The organism is Nocardioides eburneiflavus, assembly GCF_004785795.1.
GTDB classification, from domain to species: domain Bacteria; phylum Actinomycetota; class Actinomycetes; order Propionibacteriales; family Nocardioidaceae; genus Nocardioides; species Nocardioides eburneiflavus.
The window spans coordinates 645,967-667,351 of record NZ_SRRO01000001.1; the positions used below are offsets into that span (position 1 = coordinate 645,967).

The 21,385-nt window shown below is 72.0% G+C and carries 18 protein-coding genes; 7 read left to right on the forward strand and 11 right to left on the reverse strand.

Annotated features, from left to right (window positions below):
- Positions 1 to 34 precede the first annotated feature (34 nt).
- From recC to EXE59_RS03075, 4 genes are read left to right on the forward strand one after another with little or no spacing between them, the layout of a single operon-like run.
- The gene (gene recC, locus EXE59_RS03060; RefSeq protein WP_135837579.1) at positions 35 to 3,391 is read left to right on the forward strand and encodes an exodeoxyribonuclease V subunit gamma; all 3,357 of its coding nucleotides are present in this window, start codon (positions 35 to 37) and stop codon (positions 3,389 to 3,391) included.
- Positions 3,391 to 6,732 carry a UvrD-helicase domain-containing protein gene (locus tag EXE59_RS03065; protein ID WP_135837580.1) on the forward strand — a complete coding sequence of 1,114 codons (3,342 nt, stop codon included), beginning with the start codon at positions 3,391 to 3,393 and terminating at the stop codon, positions 6,730 to 6,732. Before recC ends, EXE59_RS03065 begins: the two co-directional genes overlap by 1 nt.
- On the forward strand, positions 6,729 to 8,480 hold the full coding sequence (gene recD / locus EXE59_RS03070) for an exodeoxyribonuclease V subunit alpha (RefSeq protein WP_246056453.1): 1,752 nt from the start codon (positions 6,729 to 6,731) through the stop codon (positions 8,478 to 8,480). The genes EXE59_RS03065 and recD overlap by 4 nt, the downstream gene beginning before the upstream one ends.
- 45 nt (positions 8,481 to 8,525) lie before the next feature.
- A complete protein-coding gene (locus EXE59_RS03075; protein ID WP_425464530.1) occupies positions 8,526 to 9,122 on the forward strand; it encodes an ACT domain-containing protein in 597 nt (198 codons plus the stop codon).
- 168 nt (positions 9,123 to 9,290) lie between these two features.
- Here the strand turns inward: EXE59_RS03075 and EXE59_RS03080 are convergent, their stop codons facing one another.
- On the reverse strand, positions 9,291 to 10,607 hold the full coding sequence (locus EXE59_RS03080) for an MFS transporter (RefSeq protein ID WP_246056456.1): 1,317 nt from the start codon (positions 10,605 to 10,607) through the stop codon (positions 9,291 to 9,293).
- A gap of 116 nt (positions 10,608 to 10,723) precedes the next feature.
- Here EXE59_RS03080 and EXE59_RS23610 point away from each other — a divergent pair, with 116 nt between their 5' ends.
- Positions 10,724 to 10,894: a hypothetical protein gene (locus EXE59_RS23610; protein ID WP_168218387.1), complete on the forward strand. Its 171-nt coding sequence runs from the start codon at positions 10,724 to 10,726 to the stop codon at positions 10,892 to 10,894.
- A 2-nt stretch (positions 10,895 to 10,896) separates the two neighbouring features.
- On the opposite strand, the gene EXE59_RS03085 is transcribed toward EXE59_RS23610, so the two are convergent.
- On the reverse strand, positions 10,897 to 11,337 hold the full coding sequence (locus EXE59_RS03085) for a nitroreductase family deazaflavin-dependent oxidoreductase (protein WP_135837583.1): 441 nt from the start codon (positions 11,335 to 11,337) through the stop codon (positions 10,897 to 10,899).
- Positions 11,338 to 11,478: 141 nt separating this feature from the next.
- Here EXE59_RS03085 and EXE59_RS03090 point away from each other — a divergent pair, with 141 nt between their 5' ends.
- Positions 11,479 to 12,414 carry a 1,4-dihydroxy-2-naphthoyl-CoA synthase gene (locus EXE59_RS03090; RefSeq protein ID WP_135837584.1) on the forward strand — a complete coding sequence of 312 codons (936 nt, stop codon included), beginning with the start codon at positions 11,479 to 11,481 and terminating at the stop codon, positions 12,412 to 12,414.
- 89 nt (positions 12,415 to 12,503) lie between these two features.
- Here the strand turns inward: EXE59_RS03090 and EXE59_RS03095 are convergent, their stop codons facing one another.
- The 6 genes from EXE59_RS03095 to EXE59_RS03120 form a co-directional block, all read right to left on the reverse strand.
- Positions 12,504 to 12,899, reverse strand: coding sequence for a PIN-like domain-containing protein (locus EXE59_RS03095; protein WP_135837585.1), 396 nt, complete (start codon positions 12,897 to 12,899; stop codon positions 12,504 to 12,506).
- Positions 12,877 to 13,044, reverse strand: coding sequence for a DUF433 domain-containing protein (locus EXE59_RS23615; protein WP_168218388.1), 168 nt, complete (start codon positions 13,042 to 13,044; stop codon positions 12,877 to 12,879). The genes EXE59_RS03095 and EXE59_RS23615 overlap by 23 nt, the downstream gene beginning before the upstream one ends.
- A gap of 106 nt (positions 13,045 to 13,150) precedes the next feature.
- Positions 13,151 to 13,816 carry a hypothetical protein gene (locus EXE59_RS24985; RefSeq protein WP_342777187.1) on the reverse strand — a complete coding sequence of 222 codons (666 nt, stop codon included), beginning with the start codon at positions 13,814 to 13,816 and terminating at the stop codon, positions 13,151 to 13,153.
- Positions 13,743 to 15,026, reverse strand: a complete 1,284-nt coding sequence (locus tag EXE59_RS03110; protein ID WP_135837588.1) for an alpha/beta hydrolase family protein — start codon at positions 15,024 to 15,026, stop codon at positions 13,743 to 13,745. The genes EXE59_RS24985 and EXE59_RS03110 overlap by 74 nt, the downstream gene beginning before the upstream one ends.
- A gap of 25 nt (positions 15,027 to 15,051) precedes the next feature.
- Complete coding sequence (locus tag EXE59_RS03115) at positions 15,052 to 15,828, reverse strand: DUF4386 domain-containing protein (RefSeq protein ID WP_168218390.1); 777 nt, start codon at positions 15,826 to 15,828, stop codon at positions 15,052 to 15,054.
- 30 nt (positions 15,829 to 15,858) lie between these two features.
- Positions 15,859 to 16,842, reverse strand: coding sequence for an NAD(P)-dependent alcohol dehydrogenase (locus EXE59_RS03120; RefSeq protein ID WP_168218391.1), 984 nt, complete (start codon positions 16,840 to 16,842; stop codon positions 15,859 to 15,861).
- A 161-nt stretch (positions 16,843 to 17,003) separates the two neighbouring features.
- Here EXE59_RS03120 and EXE59_RS03125 point away from each other — a divergent pair, with 161 nt between their 5' ends.
- Complete coding sequence (locus EXE59_RS03125) at positions 17,004 to 17,930, forward strand: AraC family transcriptional regulator (RefSeq protein ID WP_135837591.1); 927 nt, start codon at positions 17,004 to 17,006, stop codon at positions 17,928 to 17,930.
- Positions 17,931 to 17,982: 52 nt separating this feature from the next.
- Here EXE59_RS03125 and EXE59_RS03130 read toward each other — a convergent pair whose 3' ends face one another.
- From EXE59_RS03130 to EXE59_RS03140, 3 genes are all read right to left on the reverse strand, one after another.
- Positions 17,983 to 19,458: a serine hydrolase domain-containing protein gene (locus EXE59_RS03130; protein WP_135837592.1), complete on the reverse strand. Its 1,476-nt coding sequence runs from the start codon at positions 19,456 to 19,458 to the stop codon at positions 17,983 to 17,985.
- A gap of 5 nt (positions 19,459 to 19,463) precedes the next feature.
- Positions 19,464 to 20,252: a DUF4386 domain-containing protein gene (locus EXE59_RS03135; RefSeq protein ID WP_135837593.1), complete on the reverse strand. Its 789-nt coding sequence runs from the start codon at positions 20,250 to 20,252 to the stop codon at positions 19,464 to 19,466.
- Between the two features lie 63 nt (positions 20,253 to 20,315).
- On the reverse strand, positions 20,316 to 21,281 hold the full coding sequence (locus tag EXE59_RS03140) for an NAD(P)-dependent alcohol dehydrogenase (protein ID WP_135837594.1): 966 nt from the start codon (positions 21,279 to 21,281) through the stop codon (positions 20,316 to 20,318).
- Positions 21,282 to 21,385: the final 104 nt, after the last annotated feature.

Here is a 21,385-nt window from a genome sequence, read left to right on the forward strand (position 1 = left end):
GGGGGTGTCGGTCCGCGCTCATAGGGTGGGCGCCGTGAGCCTCCACCTGCACACCGCCGAGCGCACCGACGCGCTCGCCGACGGCCTGGCGGACCTGCTCGTGACACCGCTGCGCGACCCGTTCGCCCGCGAGGTCGTCGTCGTGCCCGCCCGTGGCGTGGAGCGCTGGCTCACGCAGCGGCTCTCCCACCGCCTCGGCGTCGGGCCCCGCGCCGGGGACGGCGTGTGCGCCGGTGTCGACTTCGTGACACCCCACTCGCTGGTCTCGATGCTGCTCGACCGCGACGCCGAGGACCCGTGGAGCCCGGACCGCCTGGCGTGGCCGCTCCTCGCGGTGATCGACGACGTGATGGGCACCGCCGGCTTCGAGGACCTCACCCGCCACCTCGGCGGCGGCGACCCCGGCGACGACCGCTCGGCCCGCCGCTACGCCGTCGCGCGGCGCCTGGCCGGGCTCTTCTCCTCCTACGCCGTCCAGCGTCCGGCCCTGCTCACCGACTGGCGCGAGGGGCGTGACACCGACGGCGCCGGCGCCGGCCTCGACCCCGACCTGGTGTGGCAGGCCGGGCTGTGGCGGCGCCTGCTGGACGAGGTGCCCGCCCCACCACCCGACGTCCGTCACGCGCAGACGGTCGACCGGCTGCGCGGCGGCGGTGACGACCTCGACCTGCCCCCACGCCTGTCGCTGTTCGGCCACACGCGGCTGCCGGAGACCGAGGTGTCGCTCCTCACCGCGCTGGGCGCGCTCCGCGACGTGCACCTGTGGCTGCCGCAGGCCTCCAGCGCACTGTGGACGGCTCTCGCGCCGGCTGCGCGCGAGGGGCAGGTGCCGCGGTCCCGCGACACCTCCGCCGACGTGGTCGGCCACCCGCTGCTCGGCTCGCTCGGTCGTGACTCGCGGGAGCTGCGCCGGACCCTCGGCGACCTGCCCACCGAGTCCACCGGCCGGGTCCCGGCGTCCCCCGGGACGCTGCTCGGCCTGCTCCAGCACGACCTCCGCGCCAACCACGCACCCGACGCCGGTGAGCGCGCCGCCCGCGGGGAGCCCGACGCCCGCGACGACTCGGTCCAGGTGCACGCCTGCCACGGCGCTGCACGGCAGGTCGACGTGCTTCGCGAGGTGCTGGTCGGGCTGCTGGAGGACGACGCGTCGCTCGAGCCGCGCGACATCCTCGTGATGGTGCCCGACATCGAGACGTACGCCCCGCTGATCTCGGCGTCCTTCGGCATGGCCGAGGTCCCGGGTGACGGCGCCGGGCACCCCGGCCACCAGCTGCGCGTACGCCTCGCGGATCGTTCCCTCGCCGCGACCAACCCGCTGCTCGCGCTCGCCGCCCAGCTCGTCGAGCTCGTGCGGGGCCGGATGACGGCCAGCCAGGTGCTCGACGTCGCCGGCGCCGACCCGGTGCGGGCTCGGTTCGGCCTCGGCGACGAGGAGCTCGAGCGGATCACCCACTGGGTCGACGTGAGCGGGGTGCGGTGGGGCTACGACGCCGACCAGCGCGGCACCTTCGGGCTCGGCGGCCTCGACGCCAACACGTGGGTCACCGGCATGCGTCGGGTCCTGCTGGGCGCGGCCATGTCCGGCCTGGACCACCGCCATGTGTCCGGCACGGTTCCCGTCGACGACGTGAGCGACGGCGATCTCGACCTCGTCGGGCGCTTCGCCGAGCTCGTCGAGCGCATCCATGCCTTCGTCGAGTCCGCCGAGCGCGCGCGGACCGTGACCGACTGGACCACCGCCCTCTCCGACGCCGTGCACCGGCTGACGTCGACGTCGCTGCCCGAGGTCTGGCAGGTCGCCCAGTTCGACCGCGAGGTGGCGCGGATCGCCGCCGGCGCCGGGGAGTCCGGCACGCTGCTGCGCCAGGCCGACGTACGCGCCCTCCTCCAGCAGCGGCTACGCGGCCGGCCCACCCGCGCCAACTTCCGCACCGGCACGCTCACGGTCTGCACGATGGTGCCGATGCGGTCGGTGCCGCACCGCGTCGTGTGCCTGGTGGGCCTCGACGACGGCGTGTTCCCGCGGGTGTCCACCGTCGACGGCGACGACGTGCTGGCCCGTCGACCCCGCACCGGCGAGCGCGACCTGCGTGCCGAGGACCGGCAGCTGTTCCTCGACGCGATCGCCGCGGCCACCGACAAGCTCGTGATCACCTACACCGGCCGGGGCGAGCACACCGGTGCCGAGCGCCCGCCGGCCGTGCCGCTGGGTGAGCTGCTCGACGCGCTCGACCGCACGCTCGCCGCGCCGGTGCGCGACCACGTGCTGACCCACCACCCGCTGCAGCCGTTCGACGAGGCCAACTTCGTCGTCGGCGCCCTCCGCACCTCCGAGCCGTTCACCTTCGACCGCCTCGCGCTGGCCGGCGCGAGCGCGGCACGCGGTCACCGGGAGCCGGTGACGGTGCTCGTCCCGACGCCGCTGCCGGCTCCCGACCCGGCACCGCAGGACGTCTCGCTCGCCGACCTCCAGGACTTCTTCGCCCACCCGGTGCGCGGCTTCTTCCGGCGGCTGCGCATCGCACGCCCCTACGACGCCGACGAGGTCAAGGACGCGATCCCGATCAGTCTCGACGGGCTGGAGAAGTGGGCGATCGGCGACCGCATCGTCGGCAACGTGATGTCCGGGGCCAACCCGCAGGACGCCATGCTGGTCGAGCAGCTCAGCGGGTCGCTGCCACCCGCGGCCCTCGGCGTCGGCGTGCTGCGCGACATCGTCGGCAACGTCAAGCCACTGGTCGAGGCGGCCCAGGCGCTGCGCAGCGGACCGCCGCGCACACTCGACGTCGACATCGACCTCGGCGGCGGCCGCCGGCTCTCCGGCACCGTCGGCGACGTGTGGGGCAACCGCGCGGTCGCCGTGTCGTTCTCCAACCTCGGCGCCAAGCACCGGCTCGCCTCCTGGATCAACGCCCTCGCCCTGGGCGCGGGCCTGCCCGACGAGAACTGGACCGTGCACACCATCGGCAAGCACCGCTCCGGCGGGCAGGCGCAGCAGATCGGCCCCCTCGCCCAGCACGAGGCCGAGCAGTGGCTGCGCGACCTGGTCGCCCTCTACGACGCGGGCCGCTGCGAGCCGCTGCCGCTCCCGGTCAAGGCTTCCCTGGCGTGGGCCGAGGAGTCGCGACGCGTACGGGCGGGCAGCGACGGCGACCCCGACGTCAGGGCGCGCGGGGAGTGGGAGACCCCACGCTTCAACGACTCGGGGTTCCCCAAGGAGGACGCCGACGTGTGGCACGTGCGCGCCTTCGGCCACGCCGCCGACTACGACCTCCTCGCCTGCGACGTGCGGCCCGGCGAGGACGGGCCGCACCGCCTCGGCCACTTCGCCTGGCGGCTCTGGGCGCCCCTCATCGACGGCGGCCACGAGACGATCAGGGGCCTGTGATGGACACCTTCGACATCGACGTCGACCTGAACCCCGGCACCACGCTGCTCGAGGCCAGCGCCGGCACCGGCAAGACCTGGACCATCGCGGCCCTCGTCGCCAAGCAGGTCGCGTCCGGCGAGGTGCGCCTCGACGAGATGCTCGTCGTCACCTTCACCCGCGCCGCGAGCCAGGAGCTGCGCGAGCGCGTACGCCGCCAGCTCGACGAGGCGGTCCAGCTGCTGGCCGACCCGGGGCTCCGCGACCCCGCCAACCGGCTGCACGACTGGCTGCTCGACGCGGCCGACGACGAGGTCGCACGACGCCTCGACCGGTTGACCGCCGCGCTCGTCTCGTTCGACGCCGCGACGATCGCGACCATCCACCAGTTCTGCCAGCTCGTGCTGCGCAGCCTCGGGGTCGCGGGCGACACCGATGCCTCCGCCACCCTCGTCGAGGACCTCGAGCAGCTGACCACCGAGGTCGTCGACGACCTCTACCTCGCGCGGTTCGGGCAGGACGAGAAGCCGCCCTGGACGCGTGCCGCGGCGCTCGAGCTGGCGCGTACGGTCGTCGGGGACCCGCGCGCCGTCGTGGAGCCTGCGGCTGCGGTCACGGCCGCACCGGACTCGCCCGCCGCGATGCGGGTGCAGTTCGCCTGCGCCGTGCTCGAGGAGGTCGAGCGCCGCAAGCGCCGCCTCGGGATCCTCAGCTACGACGACCTGCTGAGCCAGCTGGCCGACGCGCTCGAGCACGAGCGCGCCCCGGCCCGTCTCCGCATGCAGCACCGGTGGAAGTTCGTGCTGATCGACGAGTTCCAGGACACCGACCCGGTGCAGTGGCAGGTCTTCCGGCGGGCCTTCTCCGAGACCACCACGATGGTCCTGATCGGCGATCCCAAGCAGGCGATCTACGCCTTCCGCGGCGGCGACATCGTCACCTACCTCCAGGCCGCGGAGACCGCGACGACCGTCCAGACCCTCGGCGTCAACTGGCGCTCGGACGGACCGCTCCTCGACGCGGTGCACGCGGTGCTCCGGGGGGCGCGCCTCGGCGACGAGCGGATCGTGGTCCACCCCGTCGATGCGCACCGCACGTCCTCCCGGCTGGAGGGGGCCGGCGCGCCCTTCCGGCTGCGGGTCGTGAGGCGGTCCGAGATCGGCAAGGGCCCGCGCTCGAAGCCGCCGGTGGCGCTGTGGCGCGACCACGTCATCGCCGACACCGCCCACGACATCAAGCGCCTCGTCGAGTCGCGCCCGACCTTCGACGACCGGGTCCTGCGACCGGGTGACATCGCGGTCCTCGCCGCCCGCCGCAACGAGCTCGAGGCCGTCCAGCACGCCCTCGCCCAGGTGGGGGTGCCGGCGGTGGTCAACGCCGGAGGATCCGTCTTCCACACCCCGGCCGCCGGCGAGTGGGTCGCCCTCCTGGAGGCGCTCGAGCAGCCCCACCGCGCCGACCGCGTACGTGCTGCCGCGCTCACCTCCTTCTTCGGCCACGACGCCGCGTCGCTCGACGCCGGCGGGGACGACCTGACCGACCGGCTGGCCGACCGGGTGCGGCAGCTGGCCGACGTCTTCACGCAGCGCGGCGTCGCCGCCGTCGTCGAGGTCGCCGCGGCCGAGGGCCTGACCGCACGCGTGCTGGCCCGGGTCGGTGGCGAGCGGACCCTGACCGACCTGCGCCACATCGGCGAGTCGCTGCTGCGGGTCTCGACCGAGGAGCGCCTGGGCCTGGTCGGCCTGCTCGCGTGGCTGCGCGAGCAGGTCGCCGACGACAAGCTCGAGGTCGCCTCCGAGCGCACCCGGCGCCTCGACTCCGACGCCGAAGCGGTCCAGCTGGTCACCATCCACGGCAGCAAGGGACTCCAGTACCCCGTCGTGTACCTCCCGACCCTCTGGAACCGCTACACCGGTCGCGAGCCCGTCGTCCCGCTCTACCACGACGACGCGGGCCGGCGCTGCCGCGACGTCGGCGGGCCGAGCGCGTTCCGGCGCGAGGCCGTGGCCCGGCACTGGCGTGAGGACGCCGGCGAGTCGCTGCGGCTGCTCTACGTCGCGATGACCCGCGCGCAGTCGCAGGTGGTCGCCTGGTACGCCGCAGCCGAGCGCAACACCCCCGACTCGCCGCTGCACCGGGTGCTGTTCGGCAGGCGGCCCGGCATGGCTGCCGTGCCCGACAGCCAGGCGCTGGTCGACGAGGAGCGCCTGATGACGATCCTGGCCGCCTGGCAGGACGCCGGCGGCCCGAGCATCGAGCTCGCGCCGCTCGTGCCGCCCGACCCGACCCCGCTCCGACGCTCGACCGACGCCCTCGCCGTGCGCGAGTTCACCCGGTCGGTCGACACCGCCTGGCGCCGGACGTCCTACTCCTCCCTCTCCGCAGCCAGCGCGTCCCACGCCGCGGCGGCGCTCTCCGAGCCCGAGGACGTGCCCGACGAGGACTCCACCGTCTCGGCGGACGACCTCGTCGACGCCGCGGCCGCGGCCGCACCCTCGCCGGCCGCGTCGGTGCCCTCGCCGATGGCCACGCTGCCGGTCGGGGCGACGTTCGGCTCGCTGGTGCACGCCGTGCTCGAGCACGCCGACCCCGCGGTCGAGGACTTCCGCGGCGAGCTGCTCCGCCTCATCGAGGAGCAGCTCGTGTGGTGGCCGGTCGCGCTCGACCCGACGGAGCTCGCCGACGCGCTGGTCGCGGTGTGCAGCAGCCCGCTCGGGCCACTCGCCGCCGATCGCACGCTGCTGTCCCTGGGGCTGGCCGACCGGCTGCGCGAGCTCGACTTCGAGGTGCCGCTGGCGGGCGGCGACACCGGGACCCCGGCCGCCGACGTACGCCTCGGCGACCTCGCGCCGCTGCTGCGGCGCCACCTCCCCGAGGGCGACGCGGTGCGCGTCTACGCCGACGCCCTCGACGCCGACCCCGACCTGGCGGCACAGTCGCTGCGCGGCTACCTCACCGGGTCGATCGACGTCGTGCTGCGCCTGGACGTGGACGGCGCGCAGCGGTTCCTCACCGTCGACTACAAGACCAACTGGCTGGGTCCGCTCGACCAGCCGCTGACCGCCCACGACTACCGGCCCGAGATGCTGGACGAGGCCATGGCCCACTCCGACTACCCGTTGCAGGCGCTGCTCTACACCGTGGTGCTGCACCGCTTCCTGCGGTGGCGGCTCCCGGCCTACGACCCGGCGACGCACCTCGGTGGCGTGCTCTACCTCTACCTGCGCGGCATGTGCGGGCCGCAGACGCCGGTCGTCGACGGCATGCCATGCGGCGTCTTCTCGTGGCGCCCGCCCGTGGCCCTGGTCGAGGAGCTGTCCGACCTGCTCGACGGCGTACGCGAGCGGGTGACGGTGTCGTGAGCGACCTCTTCGAGCCGGTCGACGCCCACGACCGCGACCTCGCCCTCGCGGCGACCGGCCTCCTCGCCACCTTCAACGCCGCGGGCGTCCTCACTGCCGCGGACGTCCACATCGCGGCCGCCCTCGGCAGGCTGGTGGGCGAGCGCGACGAGGCAGTGCTCCTCGCAGTGGCGCTGGCCGTGCGCGCCGTACGCCACGGCTCGGTCTGCCTCGACCTGGCGGCGGTGCCCGGCTCGCTGCCCGACCTCGACCTCCCCTGGCCAGCCCCTACCGGCTGGGCGGGCGCCGTCTCGGGGAGCCCGCTGGTCGTCGCCGAGGTGGTGCACCTCGAGCACGGGCTGGTCTACCTCGACCGCTACCACGAGCAGGAGACGCAGGTCCTCGACGACCTGCGCAGCCGCGCCCTGGCGGCGCACGTGGTCGACCCCGACCTGCTGGACGAGTCCCTCGCCCGGGTCTTCCCGGGGGCCGAGGCCGACGAGCAGCGCGAGGCCTGCCGGCGTGCGGCCACCCGCGCCACGACCGTGGTCACCGGAGGTCCGGGCACGGGCAAGACCACCGCCGTGGCCGGGCTGCTGGCCGCGCTCGTCGAGCAGGCGGAGGCCTCCGGCGCGGTGCTGCGCGTCGCGCTCGCGGCCCCGACCGGCAAGGCCGCGGCGCGCCTCGAGCAGTCCGTCCGCGCCTCCGCCGCCCGGTTCGGCGACGCCGACCGGGCCCGCCTGGCCGACGTGTCGGCGATGACCCTGCACCGGTTGCTGCGCCAGGACCCAGGCAACAGCACCCGCTTCCGCCACCACCGCGGCAACCGGCTCCCCCACGACCTCGTGGTCGTCGACGAGGCCTCGATGGTGTCGCTGACGATGATGGCGCGGCTGCTGGAGGCCGTACGCCCCGAGGCGCGGCTGGTGCTCGTGGGCGACCCCGACCAGCTCAGCTCGGTCGACGCCGGTGCGGTCCTCACCGACCTGGTCCGCGGCTACGAGCACCGCGCCGACAGCCCGGTCGCCGCACTCCGGACCGCCCACCGCTACGGCGCCGAGATCGGCCGGCTCGCCGAGGCGCTGCGGCTCGGCGACGCCGACGGAGCCCTCGACGCACTCAGGTCAGGTGGCGAGGCGGTCGAGTGGGTGGCCGACGGCGACCCCGCCGGCCCGATCCGGTCGGCCGTGCTGCCCCACGCCCTCGCCGTGCACGACGCCGCGGCAGCGGGCGACGCGGCGCGGGCGCTCGCCGCGCTGGACCGGCACCGCCTGCTCTGCGCGCACCGCGACGGTCCGTTCGGCGTACGCCACTGGAACCGTCGCATCGAGCAGTGGTTCACCGCCGAGACCGGCGTGCCCACGTTCGACGCGTCCTATCCCGGCCGCCCGATCCTGGTGTCGTCCAACGACTACTCCCTCGGCGTCTACAACGGCGACACCGGCGTCGTCGTCGCCGGCGCCTCGGGCCCGCGTGCCGCGATCGCCACCGGGGTGGGCTCGCTCGACCTCGCCCCCTCCCGCCTCGGCGACGTGGAGACGATGCACGCGATGACGATCCACAAGTCCCAGGGCAGCCAGGCCGACGAGGTCACCGTCCTGCTCCCCGACGAGGAGTCCCGCCTGCTGACGCGCGAGCTCTTCTACACCGCGGTGACACGCGCGCAGCGCAAGGTGCGCGTGATCGGCTCGGAGTCCGCGGTCCGCGCGGCCATCGCGCGGCAGGCGCTGCGCGCCAGCGGGCTGCGCGCCCGCCTGTCGGATGCCTGAAACGTGCCCGACACGCGCGCCCGCTAGCCTCGTGGCATGCCGTACCTGATGCGTGTCGAGCTCCCCGATGTCCCGGGGTCGCTGGGCCGCGTCGCGAGCGCGATCGGTGAGGCGGGCGGCGACATCGAGGCGATCGAGATCGTCGAGAAGCGCGACGGCTTCGCAGTCGACGACGTCCTGCTCGAGATCCCGCCCGGCACCATGCCCGACTCGATCATCTCCGCCTGCTCCGTGCTCGACGGGGTGAGCGTGCTGTGGATCAGCCGCTACGCCGCCGGCGGCAACCTCTTCCTCGACCTCGAGGTCGTCGAGGCCCTCACCGAGGACCCCTCCACCGCTCGCGACCGGCTCGTCGAGCTGCTGCCGATCGCCTTCCGCGTCGACTGGGCCGCGCGGGTCACGCCGGGCGAGAACGGCGGCACCGTCGTGCACGCGACCGACGCGGCCCCCTCGGCGTATGACGTCCAGCCGGTCGCGGCGCCCACCCGGCTGCCGGGCGACGAGGTCTACGTCGAGTGCGCCGCCCCGTTCGGCAACGACCTCGTGCTGATGGGCCGCCGCGGCGGACCGGAGTTCCTCGACTCCGAGCTCGCCCGCCTCGAGCACCTGCTCGGCCTGGCCATCACGATCAGCCACGGCTGAGGTTGTCCGCCCGCCTCGCCCGCGGGCGGTGCCAGAGCCACATTCCGTCCGCGCGAATTGTGGCTGACGCACCGCTCCACGAAGTCCGGCGTACGACGCGCCCGCGGGCGGTGCCAGAGCCACATTCCGTCCGCGCGAGATGTGGCTGGCGCACCGCTCGACCGGAGGTCAGGCCACCGACCGGATCCGTGTCACGAAGACCGACCCCAGCACGCAGAACGCGAACCCGACGAGGTAGACCACGCCGTAGCCCAGCGACCAGGACTCGCCCTGCGTGGCCACCGACCCGCCCAGCTCGCGTACGGCGACCAGTAGCGCGCCGGCGATGGCCGGCGCCAGCACCTGCGGCAGGGCGGAGGCGATGTTGATGACGCCGAGGTCCTTCGCGCGGTCCCCGGCGCCGGGCAGTACCTGCGTGATCAGCGCGAAGTCGACGGCCTGGTAGACGCCGAACCCGGCCCCCAGCACGGCCGCAGCGAGCAGCGCTCCGGGCCACGCCTGCCAGAGCCCGAGGACGAGCGAGCTGGCGCCGATCAGTGCGCCGGACCAGATCACGAAGACCTTGCGCCGGCCGATGCGGTCGCTCCAGTGGCCGACGACGACGGTCGTCGCGACGGTGCACCCGCCGTAGATCAGGACGAGGACGCCCAGCCTGGCGGTGGCGTCGTCGTCGCCGAACCCGAGGCCGTCGGTGAGGAAGTAGTAGAGGTAGTTGAGGGCGATCCAGTTGCCGAGGTTGACCAGGAACCGGGTCAGCCACGCCCAGGCGAAGTCGGGGTGCTCGCGCGGCGAGACCCAGAACGAGCGGACCAGGCGCTTCCAGTCCATCGGAGCCAGCTGGTGGTCCGGCGGCAGCGGGATGTCGCGCGACCCGACGAGGTAGGGCACGGACAGCAGCAGCATCACCACTGCGATCGCGACGTAGCCCTGGGCGATCGAGCCGGTGACCTCGGCGATCTTGATGCCGAGCAGCACCCCGACCGTGCCGGCGATGGCGATCAGGCCGCCGATGAGCCCGCGCCGCGGGACCGGCACCTGGTCGGGCACGGCCGCGACGCCGCCGGCCCAGGCGGCGTTGAGGGAGAGCTGGACCAGGCTCCAGGCGACGACCATCCACAGCGCGCCCTCGGCCACCGACAGCAGCAGCAGGGACGCGGCGCCGAGGACCACGCCGCCGAGGATCCACGGCACCCGGCGCCCGAGGCGCGAGCGCGTACGGTCGCTGAACGCGCCCCACACGGGGTTCGCGACGAGCGACACCGACGCACCGGCGAACAGGACTACCGCGAGCAGCCCCTCCTTGCTCATCCCGCCGGGCTCGGCGGCGGCGACGTCGGCCGCCTGCTGGGCGAGCAGGACCTGGATCGGGCCGAACCAGCCCGCCATCAGGCCGAGGTTGAGCAGCACGAGGGCGCCGACCCACCTAGCCGGTGGCGCGTCGACGGGGTCGTCGAAGGCCGAGCGGGTCGGCACCGTGGTCGTCACGGCGTCATTGTGGGGCCGGGAGACGTCGACCGGAAGGGCGCCCGGCCGTTGCGCGTGCCCGCACGACGCGGTCGGATGGAGGTACGCACACCCGACGCGACGAGAAGGACACGGTCATGAGCGAGCAGGCGCCACTCCCAGACGACGCGACTGAACCGGAGGACCCGTTCGAGCCGGAGGCGCCGGCCCACGTGGACCCCGACGAGGAGACGATCGTGCACGACGAGGACCTCGACGACGAGGCGGTCGTCGACGAGGTCGAGCCGGAGTCCGAGCAGCCGATCTGAGGTCAGGCGCGCTCGAGCAGGAAGAGCGGGATCTCCCGGTCGGTCTTCTCCTGGTAGGAGGCGTACGTCGGCCAGGTCGCGACGGCGTGCCGCCACCAGTCGGTGCGCTCCTCCCCCTCGAGGATCCGAGCGGTGTAGACGTGCTTCTCCGCACCGTCCTGGAGCTCGGCCTCGGGGTGGGCGACGAGGTTGTGGTACCACTCGGGGTTCTGAGGGGCCCCGCCCAGCGACGCGACCGCGAGGTAGGCCCCGTCGCGCTCGACCTTCATCACCGGGTTCTTGCGGAGGTGGCCGGACTTCGCGCCGACCGAGGTGATGACCACGATCGGGTAGCCGGTGTCGCGCAGGGTGTTCGCCCTCTCGCCGTTGCTGGCCTCGTACTCCGCCACCTGGTCGCGGACCCACTGGGCGGCGCTCGGGACATAGGTTCCAGTCAGTGCCATGCCCGGCACAACACCACGGGCCGCGACGATCTTCCACCGTCGTGGTGGATACGGTTCGACCATGAGTGAGCGCAGCGAACGAATCATCCAACGCTGGGTGCCCAGTGCCTCGTGCGCGCACGGAGCGAAGCGAGTACGGGCATGAGTGCCCTCGAGGGCGTCAGCGAGATCTTCGACCCCGAGGCGTGGGACGCCGTGCCCGGCTTCGACGACCTCACCGACCTGACCTACCACCGCGCCCGCGAGCACGGCACCGTACGCATCGCCTTCGACCGCCCCGACGTGCTCAACGCGTTCCGGCCGCACACCGTCGACGAGCTGCTCCGCACGCTGGAGCACGCGCGACAGTCGGCCGACGTCGGCTGCGTGATCCTCACCGGCAACGGACCGAGCGCCAAGAACGGCAAGTGGGCCTTCTGCACCGGCGGCGACCAGCGCATCCGCGGCCGGGCCGGCTACCTGTACGAGACCGACGGGCACGTCGATGCCGGTGCCGAGCCCAACCCGATCGACAAGGCCAAGCTCGCCCGCCTCCACATCCTGGAGTGCCAGCGACTGATCCGCTTCATGCCGAAGGTCGTCATCTGCGTGGTCCCCGGGTGGGCCGCGGGCGGCGGGCACAGCCTGCACGTCGTCGCCGACCTCACCCTCGCCAGCCGCGAGCACGCGCGCTTCAAGCAGACCGACGCCGACGTCGGGTCCTTCGACGGCGGCTACGGCTCGGCCTACCTCGCGCGCCAGGTCGGGCAGAAGTTCGCCCGCGAGATCTTCTTCCTCGCCGACGAGTACGACGCCGAGGAGATGCACCGGATGGGTGCGGTCAACCGCGTTGTCGAGCACGCCGACCTCGAGAGGGTCGCGCTCGACTGGGGACGGAAGATCAACGGCAAGTCCCCCACCGCCCAGCGGATGCTGAAGTACTCCTTCAACCTGCTCGACGACGGGCTCGTCGGCCAGCAGCTCTTCGCCGGTGAGGCGACCCGCCTGGCCTACATGACCGACGAGGCGCAGGAGGGTCGCGACCAGTTCCTCGAGAAGCGCGACCCCGACTGGTCGCCCTTCCCCTGGTACTTCTGAGTTGCTTCGTTTGTGCAGGTCACGGGCCGCGATTCCCGCGGCAGTCCGCACCCGGTCCGCAGAACACTTGCCTGAGGTTTCACACACGGTCACAGCCACATGCGCTTGATGGTTCCGTCGCCATACACGTGCCAGAAACCGGTCGCCTGCCGAGAGACGGCTCGGCCAATCGCGGGCATCGCCCGCAGCAGAGTTGCGGAGATCGTGTCCAGGTTCGCGTTGCCGTCGGCCAAGCAGACGAGGAGGCCGTCCTGGAGTGCGGCTAGTTCCTGCGCTCTGTAGCGAATCCGGCGGTCCGTGGAGAGTAGTACCCACCCGCGGCGACAGCCCTCTGAGATCCAGTCCTCATCGGCGATTTCTTGAGCATCGTCTGGATAGTGGTCGGCGATGAGGTGGACGATCTGTCCCTCTTCACGAAGTTTGCGCGCCGAGACATTCCCCAGACTGCGGTCGAGAGAGAACTCAGGCTGCATGTCGGAGGACATCCCCGACAGCAGACTCGGTCAGGTCGTACTCGTCAGCCACCTGCTTGATGGACTCACCTGCACGCCAGAGCGCCACGACGTCGTCGATCTTCACCTTGTTCCGATCGAGGACCGGCGCACCCCAACCGAACCACGGGTCGATCACGACGTCGGCACCAACGGCGTACCGGAGAGCCTGAGTCGTTTTGGCGACCCATCTTCGGACCACTCGATGTAGCGGAGGTTTCTCGCGAGCGTGCACGAGCGAGTCGTCAGCAAAGGCGTACGAAGACGGTGACACCGTCGGTGGCGATGCGCTTGCTGGCGAGGGCGTACGGGTCATCGAACTCGGCACGAACGATCGCAGCTGCCTTCTTGATGTCGGCCAGAGACATGCCTAGGTCACGCAGCGCGCGCAGGACGTAGGCTTCGATGATCCCGACGAACGGCACACGCGGCCATCGACGTCGCTCTGGCGTAACCGCATGGACCAGCGGTTCTCCGGACCTTGACGCGGCGACCCAGTTGTCCAGGGTGCCTTCTGGCATCCACATGTGCCGGGCTGCTTCGCGGGCAGCCAGGAGCGGAGCGGTATAGATGTCGATCGCAACTCGACTCCTCCCAACGTCCCGCGGTCGTCCGAAGAGCAGCCCCACGACGCTGGCTTGGTCTCGTTGCTCAGTATGGCGCGCCGGAAGTAGCGGTCGCGAGGCTGTGGTCGGATCGCCAGTGGATGAGATCGTGCGAGTCAACGACTGCCATGAGCCATCAACCGTTCGCGGCGCTTCGAGCTGGCTTGGTTGCGGGAGATGTCGATCGGGGTATGGCTGAGCTAGTAATCCTCGACTCCCCAACGGAGTCGAACTAGAGATCAGCAGCCAGCCTGCGCTGATTACGGCGTCCGACGCCCTGGGCTCGGCTGGAGCGGACGCCAACACCCATCGGCGCTTCCGGGGCGATGAGCGCCTCTTCGGCTTTCGCGGCGCCGGTGAGTTCGGCGAGCAGGAACGCCGTGACGTAGTGCCGCACGACGGCCCTTGCTCGTTCGCGGTCCCAGCCGGGGTCGTCGCAGAAGCCGGTGCGGAGAAGCCGGACGATGCGCCTCGCGCGATCGCAGTCGCCGGTGAAGATGAAGTGTTCAGCGCCCTCGAGCGCGACCTCCACCTTACGGGGGCTGGAGCTGCTGTCGAAGGCCAGCCGTGAGGTCCAGGCGAACGGCGAGTCGCGGTCGGCGGTTCCGCCCATCACCAAGAGCGGCGCGGTGACCTCGGCGAGCCCCGACTCTCCGAACATGGCAGCGTCGCCGGCCAGGGACACGATCGCGTCCACCGGGGCCGGCGGGGTGGTGCTAGCGGCGGCGACGTCGTCGATGCGTGGCTCCAGGGCGTCGCAGAGGAACACGATCGGGTCGTCGTCCCCGCGGGCGCGGTCACAGCTGGCGGTGAACGCGTCCGGATCGACCCGCGCGCCTCCCGCCGCGAGTGCGGTGTAGCCCCCGTAGGAGTGGCCGAGTATCCCGACGGTGTTCGGGTCGACGAGTCCCGCAAGGTCTCCGCCGGGGTCGGCCGCCATCTTGACGTAGGTGCGGGTCGCAGCGACGGCTGCGGGCCGGTCGACGGCAGAGCGCCACAAGTCCGACGGGTTGAGCGTCTCCTCGTGCTGGGGCGCGACCACGACGAAGCCGTGAGAGGCGAGGTGCTCGGCGAGCCAGGCGTAGCTGTCGGGGGTGATGGCGAACCCAGCCGAGAGCACCACCAGCGGGTAGGGTCCACCGTCGAGATCGGCCTCGGCTCCGAGCCGCGCTGTCCCGGGGTACGTCGCCAGGGCTGTCGTGGCGCGCGGGCCGAGCACGGTGAGGGAGTAGGAGTACCGCATCGCCGGTTCCTCAGCGGCGGTGTCGACCGCGGGGTACCACGCGGTCATCGCGACAGGAGCTTCGTCGGCTCCGATGCGGCGTACACCGACCCGGTGGGGGCCGGCAGCGGCGTGGCCGATGGCCTGGTCGGGCGGCTCGGCCGCCCCGGCGACGTCGGGGACGTCGAATCCGAAGAGGTAGGACCCGGCGTGGCCCACCAGCCCGACCATCACGACCCCGACCAGGGCCCCGATGAGCAGCATCGAGCGAACGGCTCGGCGCATGGCGTTCATGGCGCGCTCCCTTCAGTAGCGGCGGTCAGAGCTGGGATTGCTGGGCGCGGGCGGTGGCGGCCGCCCAACGGTCGTTGTCGATGCCCTTGACGAGCAGCCAGACGGCGAAGACCAGCTCGCCCGGGACGGCGAGGACGAGGACCACGAACTCCCACGTGCCGGCCAGACCGGGTGCCAGGAAGGTACCGAAGCTCTGCGCGAGGTAGCCGGCGCCGGCCAGTGCGAGCAGGATGCCAGTGATGCGCGGTAGGAAGCCGGAGCGGTGGACCAGCCAACCGGTGAGCAGCAACGAGAGGGCGAAGAAGAAGCCCCAGATCAACACGATGTGCTCGTTGGCCTCCTGGAAGAAGAGTGCGAGCGCGTCGCGCTGGTCGGCGTCGAACGCGGCGAGGTAGCCGTTGTCGCTGACCGCGATCATCGTGAACACGCCGGTGACCAGACAGCCGGCGGCCATCACGACGGCCTCGGCGACGCGTGCCAGGGCTCCAGCGAGCGACAGCGACCGGCTGACGGGACGCAGCAGCGTGTAGAGCACGCCGGCCAGGACGACCTCGACGAGCACGATCGCGGCCTCACCGGCCAGCCCCCACCGGAAGAAGGTCTCCTGTGCACGGATGTTGTCCGCGGTTGCCGCGGCGTCTCCCGGGACGACCAGGCTGGACCGGACGAAGGTGGCGAGCGGGTAGATCACGAAGATCGTGAGGTAGAGGACGCCCGCGACCCTGGTGAGCCGGCGTAGCCGCGGACGCTGTAACGCGCTCGGTGACACCTCGGTCGGACCAGTAGCGGTGATGGTTGACATGACTTCTCCTGATGGGTTGTGGATGGGCATTCACGGGACGAGCACGACCCGGCCGCGTGCCTTGCCGAGGCCGACGAACTCGATGGCGTCGGCGGCGTCTCGCAGGGCGTAGGCCGCTTCGATGGCCGAGTGCACCTGTCCGCTCGCGAGGAGCGAGAGGACGGTCGCGAGGTCGGTGCGCTTCGGCGTCGCGAACAGCGGCCGCAGCCGTTGAGACACGAACGGGGAGAGGAGGGTCGCGGCAGCGAACCGGCGCATCCCCGTGACTGAGCGAGCCGTACCGCCCCCGACGACGACGTAGCGGCCGCCGGGGGTGGCCAGCCGGCGGGCGTGCAGCAGTGGCAGGTGGCCGACGAGATCCACCACGAGGTCGTGACCGGTACACGTGGTGAGGTCCTGGGTCAGGTAGTCGACGACGTGGTCGGCGCCGAACGAGCGGACGAGCTCGACGTTGCGGGTCGAGCAGACGGCGGTCACCTCTGTGCGGTACGCCTTGGCGAGCTGGACCGCGAACGAGCCGACGCCGCCCGATGCGCCGATCACCAACACCCGCCTGGCGGTGTCGATGCCGCCGGCGCGGAGTGCCTGGAGTGCGGTCACGCCGGCCGAGGGTGTCGCTGCAGCCTCCTCGAACGAGACTGCGTCCGGCTTCGCTAGCAGCGACGCCTGCGAGGCGGCCGCGTACGACGCGAAGGCGCCGTCGGCCCAGCCGACCACGGCGTCACCGTGCCGCCAGCCGGTCACACCCGGGCCGACGGCGACGACGGTGCCGGCGACATCGGTGCCGGGCACGGGACGCTTCGGGCGAGGCAGTCCGTAGGAGAGGCGGGCGGCGTAGGGCAGGCCCTCGACTGCGAGCGCGTCGCCGCGATTGATGCCGGCGGCGCGAACGCGGAGCACGACCTGGTCGTCGGCCGGAGCGGGCATGGTGGCCATGCGCTGCCCGAGGTCGGCGGGCGGTCCGTAGCGGGTGTGGGAGACGACGTGAACGGTGTCAGGGAGCTGTGTGGTCATGTCGTCGACGCTAGGAATCGTGGTAGGTCCGTGGCTTGGCATCGCGGGCCGTTCCGTTGACCGTTGCGGCCACGGGGTCAGTAAGGTGAGGTGGCGTGAGCAGCGTGCGGAGCTCCGTGGTGAGAGTGGTCGCGCGCGTGGCCAGCGCCCCGGCGAGTCCCATGGAACTGTTGGCGAGCATCGGGCTCACTGCCGACGTGGACCCGATGCGTGCGTCGCAGGAGGAGGTCGCGGCCGAGGACTACTACGACTTCCTCGAACGGGCCGCTCTTCCCGACGACCACGGTCTGCCCTACCGGTATGCCGACGAGCTGAGGCTCGACGACTTCAGCGCCCTGGGGCTGAGCCTGAAGACGGCGCAGACCCTTCGCGACGCCCTGCGCCGACTGGTGCGCTACATCCTGCTGCTCAGCGACACGCTCGAGTACGACCTGGTGGACCGGCACGACGGCGTTGCGACCTTGACCCTCACGCGCCCGGCGTCGCGTCGCGGCGCACGGCTGGCCAACGAGTGCGCACTCGCGGCGGTGGTCGGCGTGATGAGTGAGGCGTCCGGCAGCCGGGTGGTGCCCCGCGCGGTGTCGTTCACCCATCCCCGTCCCGCGTCGATCGCGGAGGCGCACTCGTGGTTCGGTTGCCCGGTCACCTACGAAGGTCGTCGGAATGCCCTTGAGTTCGACGCCGCGACGCTGGCGGTCCCGGCCAGGTTGGCCGACCAAGGTCTGTCGTCCTTCCTGCTCGCCCACCTGGAGCAGCTCCGGTCCGAGCAGGCTGAACGCACGCTGGTCGACGTCGTCCACGCGTCGATCACCGACCTGCTCCCCGATGGGCTTCCCACGAAGTCGGTGATCGCCCGGCGTGTGGGGATGAGTGAGCGCACCCTCCACCGACGCCTGGCAGCAGAAGGAGAGACGTTCCAGTCGCTCACGACGCGCGCTCGTCGCGAAGCGGCCGAGGCGTTGCTCACCGACTCCCGTCACTCGCTCGCGGAGGTGGCGTTCCTCGTCGGGTTCTCCGACCAGAGCTCGTTCCAGCGCGCGTTCAGGGGGTGGACGGGGCAGACTCCTCGGAGCTTCAGGTGCGCTTGAGGCTGATCCGGTCGACCTACAGCCCCGACGAAGGCTGTCCGCGACCGGAACCCTAGGTCCGGGCGTCTGTTCGATGGGACATTCCAGCGGGAGCGTGGAGTGGCTGTCGTCCATCGGGCCGGTCGGTCCCGCGGGTGTGGAACAGCGCGAGCCTGAACGCAGCCCACAGGACACCGGTTGCCGCGGTGGCCGTGAGGGCGAAGCCGAGGTCGGGCTGGAACAGCGTGATGGTGCTGAGCGGAGTGCCGTACATCTCCGGCACCAGGACGACGATCACCCCCGCTGCGGCGACCGTGGTGAGGAGCGGGAACCAGAGGCTGAACAGGCCGAAGGCGCCCGACTTCGCGCGGAGGTCGGCACGGTGACGCCAGGCCCAGGCCATGCTGAGCGTGTAGGCGCCAGGTAGGAGCAGCAAGCCGATGAACAGGGCCTTTTGAGCCAGGTGTGACCCTTCGCCGGCGTAGTCGAGCCCCAGCGCCTGGGCCGTGATGGCGTTGCGGAGCTGGGTCGTCTCCCCGAAGCCGAGGCCGCTTCCGGCGTTGACCAGGACAACCACAGCCTTGTTCTCGGACGGGAGCATTGTCGCCAGCGTCTCGTAGCCGGGACTGGCCCCCGAGTGCCAGACGGTCCCGTTGCCCGCGTCGACGAACCAGCCCAGGCCGTAGAACGGCGAGGCCGTGCTCGCGGGGCGCATCATCTCGGCCTTGACCTCCGCGCTCAGCACGTCGGCTCGGCCGTTCACCATCGTCTGGAGGAAGCGGGCGACGTCGTTCGCGCTCGCGACGATGCCTCCTTGCGGGGCCGTGCCGAGCTGCGTGCGCATTCCGGAGAGTGGCCGCTTGGTGCCGAACCACGGCCGGTGGCCGGTCGCCATGTCCGCGTGGAACCGACCATCGGCGACGAAGCTGTCCCGCATGCCCAGGGGCTCGAGGACGTGCTCCGTGACGTAGGCCTGGTACGACTGCCCGCTGACGACCTCGACCACGCGTCCGAGGACCTGGTAGTTCGCATTCGAGTACTCCCACCGTTCCCCGTCGGCGTGGGCCGGGCCGGCCTCTGCCAGCCGGGCGACCCGCTCCGCGAGCTCGTCATCCTCGCCGGTCATGTCAGTGTGCGAGATGTTGCCCTGCAGGGTGGAGAAGCCGCTGGTGTGGCTGAGGAGCTGACGGAGCGTGACGTCCCCCGCAGGGCTGTCCGTGAAGTCCTCGAGGTAGCGCAGGACCGCGGCGTCCAGATCGACCCTGCCCGCCTCGACGAGCTGCATGACCGACAGCGCGGTAAAGCTCTTGGAGATCGAGCCGGTCAGGAACGGAGTGTCCGGGGTGACCTCCTCGTCACTGCCGAGCTCGACCACGCCTCGCGCGCCGGCTGAGGTGATCTCCCCGTCGGCCACGACTGCGTAGGCGAGGCCCGGTGCGCCCGAAGCGCCCATCTGGCCGTCGATGACGTCCTCGACGGAGTCGTCCGGCGCGCTCACTGGCAACGCGGTCGCCAGCCCGACGACGAGCATCGTCACCAGGGTCTTCACCACCATCACTCGCCGGCCGAGGCCCTGGCTCCCTCGACAGGTGCGGCCGGGGTCACACGGCGGCCGGTGGCGACGAGCAGGAGCCAGACGGCGAAGCTCATCTCGCCGATCACCGATGGCACTGCGACGATGGCGAGGAAGAGGTCGGCGGAGGCCTCGTAGTCGGCCAGCAGCAGGTGGGCGACCGTGTCGACGGCGTACGCCGCGCCGGCGGCCAGCAGCAGCCAGGCAATCCACCTCGGTCCGCGGGCCCTGAGCAGCAGCACACCCAGGACCACCAGGTGGGCGCCAAAAGCGGCCAGACCCGCGACCCAGGTGAAGTCGAAGGTCTGCAGCGCCAAGAGCACGGCGTCGTCGGTCGCCTCTCCGAAGGCGTCCGGTGTGCCGGCCAGCCAGATCGCGGCGTAGAGGAAGCCGAGTGCGGCCCCGAGTACGACGGTGTAGGTCAGCCGGAACCAGGCCGAGAGCAGGGACAGGTCGCGGTGGACGGGGCGGAAGAGCACCCACAGGGCCCAGGCGACGACGACGTCGATGATGAAGATGCCGACGAAGGCGACGGCGCCGAGGCGGAAGGAGGTCTCGGAGTCCTGCAGCGCGGCCGCGGTGCCTGCGGCGTCGCCAGGGTGGATGACGGGGCTGAGGGCCAGGAAGTTGGCGAAGATGGCCAGGACGAAGATGGCGAGGTAGCCGCCTGCCGCCCAGACGGCGGCGGTGCGCGGGGCGGTCGTCGGACCGGTCGTCGCGGTCGTCGTGGCGGGGGTGTTCGTGGTGGTGCTGGCTGTCGTGGCGTTCATCGGTGCTGCTCCTGTTGGGGGTTAGCTGGCGGGTGTCGGAGGGTGTGAGGCGCTCGTGGTGGGTCAGGGGATGACGGCGACCTTGCCGCGGGCGTGTCCGGACGCGACGTGGTCGATGGCCTTCGCCGCCTCGTGCAGCGCGTAGGTGCGTTCGAGTGCCGGTCGGAGGTGGCCGTCGTCGACCAGCTGGGCCAGGGTGCCGAGGTCGTCGGCGTTCTCCTTGCTCATCAGGGCAGTGAGCCGCTGGCGGATGAACGGTGAGAGCGCCAGGGCGGCGAGCTGGCGGTGGGTGCCGCCGAGCCAGCGGTCGCCGCCCTCGCCGCCGACGATGACCAGGGTGCCGGTGTCGGTGAGGAGTCGGCGCAGCTGGCGGAGCGGGCGGAGGCCGCCGATGTCGAGGACTACGTCATAGCGGGTGCCGTCGTCGAGGTCGTCGCGGGTGTAGTCGATGACGCGAGTGGCGCCGAGCGAGCGGACCAGGTCGGCCTTGGCGCCGCTGGCCACGCCGGTGACCTCGGCTCCCTGCGCGACCGCGATCTGGACGGCGTACGACCCGACCCCACCGGACGCGCCGATGACCAGCACCCGGTCCTCGGACCGGACCCCGCCAGCGGCGCGGATCGCCTGGAGCGCGGTGAGCCCGGACACCGGCAGCACGGCGGCTTCCTCGAACGAGAGAGCGGCCGGCTTGCGGCCCACCCGCGCCTCCTGCACCACGGCCAACTCGGCGAAGGACCCGTCGGCCGTGCCGATGACCTCGTCCCCGACGGCCACGGCGGTGACCTGCTCGCCGACCTCGGTGACGACGCCGGCCACGTCTCGGCCCGGTACCGGGTACTTGGGGCGCCGCAGGCCGAACGCCAGGCGCACAGCGTAGGGACGTCCCGCCATGAGGTGCCACGTGCCGCGGTCCACACCGGCGGCGCGGACGCTCACGAGGACGTCGCGCGGGCCGGGGACCGGCGCGGGCGCGTCGGTGAGGGACAGCTGCTCACTTCCGCCGTAGCGGTGCTGGTGGACGGCTCGCATGACATGCTCCTTTGCTTACGGTGTAAGTTATTAACCGCGACGATAAAAGTACGGTGTATGTTTTGTCAACGACCGTTGCATGACGGTCACCAGACGGTCATGAA